The organism is Sandarakinorhabdus rubra, assembly GCF_010994245.1.
In the GTDB taxonomy this organism is placed as follows: domain Bacteria; phylum Pseudomonadota; class Alphaproteobacteria; order Sphingomonadales; family Sphingomonadaceae; genus Sandarakinorhabdus; species Sandarakinorhabdus rubra.
In genome coordinates this window covers 1-2,759 of record NZ_WMHO01000286.1, presented here as the reverse complement: position 1 = coordinate 2,759, position 2,759 = coordinate 1, and the positions used below count along the sequence as shown (strand labels likewise).

3 protein-coding genes and 1 pseudogene are annotated in these 2,759 nt (G+C 67.7%); 3 read left to right on the top strand and 1 reads right to left on the bottom strand.

The window, feature by feature from the left end:
* The 3 genes from GJV64_RS13440 to aat all read left to right on the top strand — a co-directional run.
* The coding region (locus GJV64_RS13440; RefSeq protein ID WP_268920648.1) for an acetyl-CoA carboxylase biotin carboxyl carrier protein at positions 1 to 326 on the top strand (326 nt) is incomplete at its 5' end.
* Positions 327 to 333: 7 nt separating this feature from the next.
* Positions 334 to 1,686 carry an acetyl-CoA carboxylase biotin carboxylase subunit gene (gene accC, locus GJV64_RS13435; RefSeq protein ID WP_164157869.1) on the top strand — a complete coding sequence of 451 codons (1,353 nt, stop codon included), beginning with the start codon at positions 334 to 336 and terminating at the stop codon, positions 1,684 to 1,686.
* Positions 1,687 to 1,735: 49 nt separating this feature from the next.
* Positions 1,736 to 2,419, top strand: a complete 684-nt coding sequence (aat, locus tag GJV64_RS13430; protein WP_164157867.1) for a leucyl/phenylalanyl-tRNA--protein transferase — start codon at positions 1,736 to 1,738, stop codon at positions 2,417 to 2,419.
* A 35-nt stretch (positions 2,420 to 2,454) separates the two neighbouring features.
* On the opposite strand, the pseudogene GJV64_RS15665 reads toward aat, so the two are convergent.
* Positions 2,455 to 2,667, bottom strand: a pseudogene (locus GJV64_RS15665) (DUF2155 domain-containing protein); the annotation flags it as partial.
* Between the last annotated feature and the right edge of the window lie 92 nt (positions 2,668 to 2,759).

Here is a 2,759-nt window from a genome sequence, read left to right as displayed (position 1 = left end):
CGGCAGGCGGCTGGCCGGCACCGCCGCCCGCAGCGGCAGCATCCGCCGCCCCCGGGGCTGCGGCGTCTGGCGGCGATGACGTCAAGAATCATCCCGGCGTGGTGAAGTCGCCAATCGTCGGCACCGCCTATCTGACGCCGGAGCCGGGCGCGGCGCCGTTCATCAGCGAAGGCGCGGCAGTGAAGGCCGGCGACACGCTGCTGATCATCGAGGCGATGAAGGTGATGAACCCGATCACCGCGCCGAAGGGCGGCATCGTCAAGTCCATCCTGGTGAAGTCCGAACAGCCGGTGGAGTATGACCAACCGCTGGTGATCATTGAGTAACCGGCCCGTGTTCAGGAAGGTCCTCATCGCCAACCGGGGCGAGATTGCGCTGCGTGTCCACCGCGCCTGCCGCGAGATGGGCATCCGCACCGTGGCGGTGCACTCCACGGCCGATGCCGATGCCATGCACGTGCGGCTGGCCGACGAGGCCATCTGCATCGGCCCGCCGTCGGCCACCGACTCCTATCTCAACATCCCGGCGATCATTTCGGCTGCCGAGATCGCCCAGGCCGATGCCATCCACCCCGGCTATGGCTTCCTGAGCGAGAACGCCCGCTTTGCCGAGATCGTGCAGGAGCATCGCATCACCTGGATCGGGCCGGACCCTGAGCATATCCGCAAGATGGGCGACAAGGTGGAGGCCAAGCGCACCGCCGCCGCGCTCGGCCTGCCGCTGGTGCCGGGCTCCGATGGCCCGGTGACCTCGGTGGAGGAGGCGCTCGAGGTCGCCGCGAAGATCGGTTACCCGGTGCTGGTCAAGGCTGCTTCGGGCGGCGGCGGGCGCGGCATGAAGGTGATCCCCGATGCCGCAAGCCTGCCCTCGCTGGTCAGCCAGGCCAAGAGCGAGGCCAAGGCCGCGTTTGGCGACGACACCGTCTATATCGAGAAATATCTCTCCGAGCCCCGCCATATCGAGTTCCAGATCTTCGGGGACGGGCAGGGCGGCGCCGTCCACATGGGCGAGCGTGACTGTTCGCTGCAGCGCCGCCACCAGAAGGTGCTCGAGGAAGCCCCGTCACCGGCGCTGAGCGCTGCCGAACGGGCGCGCATGGGCGAAGTGGTGCGGCAGGCGATTTCCAAGCTGAAGTATCGCGGTGCCGGCACCATCGAGTTCCTCTGGGAGAACGGCGAGTTCTTCTTCATCGAGATGAACACCCGCCTGCAGGTGGAACACCCGGTTACCGAGGCGATCACGGGCCTCGACCTCGTGCGCGAACAGATCCGCGTCGCCGCCGGTCTGCCGCTCAGTGTCACGCAGGACGATATCCACTTCGAAGGCCACGCCATCGAGTGCCGCATCAATGCCGAGGATCCGGCGACGTTCGCGCCCTCGCCGGGGCGGGTCACCGATTTCCACCAGCCGGGCGGCCTGCACGTGCGGGTCGATTCGGCGCTCTATGATGGCTATCGCATCCCGCCCTATTACGACTCGCTGATCGCCAAGCTGATCGTCTATGGCGCCAGCCGCGATGAGTGCCTGATGCGGCTGCGGCGCGCGCTGGAAGAGTTCGTCATTCACGGGCCGAAGACCACGATCCCGCTGCACCAGGCGCTGATCGAGGATCCGGACTTCCTGAACGGCGATTATTCGATCAAGTGGCTGGAACGTTGGCTGGCGGCCCGCGCCGCGGCCGGCTGAGGGAAATTTCGGACTGGCGCCGGAACGTCCCCCGGCGCATCATCTCCCCGTGAGCCGCCCTCTCGCCAACCGGCTGGATCCTGATCTGCTGCTGCGCGCCTATGCCGGCGGCATCTTCCCCATGGCCGAACGCGCCGATTCCCCAGACGTGTTCTGGGTGGAACCGCGTCGGCGCGGGATCTTGCCGCTGGATGGCTTCCACCTGCCCAGGAGCCTGGCCAAGACCCTGAAGCAGGAACGTTTCCGCTTCACCGTCGATCGCGCCTTCGCGGCCATCGTGGCCGGCTGTGCCGAGCCGGCGCCGGGGCGCAGCGAGACCTGGATCAACCCGCTGATTGCCGAGGCCTATGTGGCGCTGCACCGGCGCGGCCATGCCCATTCGGTGGAGGCCTGGACACACGATGGCGAACTGGCCGGCGGCCTTTATGGCGTGCGGTTGGGCGCGGCTTTCTTTGGCGAATCGATGTTCACGCATGTGCGGGACGCGTCCAAATGCTGCCTCGCAGCGCTGGTTGCGCGGTTGCGGCTGGGCGGCTTCACCCTGCTCGACACCCAGTTCCTCACCCACCATCTCGCCGGCTTTGGCGCGATCGAGATCCCGGCGAAGGATTATCGCACGCTGCTGGCCGCCGCGGTGCCGGGCTCGGGCGATTTCTTTGCGGCGGATGAGGGCGGGCGCGGTGCGGGCCCGTCCGGAAAGCGCATCGTGCAGCTCTTGAGCCAGACATCATAGCGCGGGTGCTGCATCACGTTGAGGCTGGGGCTTTCGGCAAACAGCCAGCCGGAGAACACCCGCCGCACCTGCCCGCCCAGCCGTTCGTCCACCTGCAGAAAGCCGCCGGACAGTTTCGGCGTTTCCCACGGCAGCGTTGTCTCGCAGGTCCGGGCGGTGATGCGCAGCCCGCCGAAATCCAGATATTGCCCCGGCTTCAGGGTGAGAAAGCGCGTCTCCCCGGTGCGCTTCGCCAGCGCGCCGACCACCAGAACGCGATCCTTCACCGGGGTCAGGCCGGTCTGGGCCGCCGCGCCGCCCGCCAGCGCCAGCCCTGCCAGCAACGCGCCGGCGGCCTCAG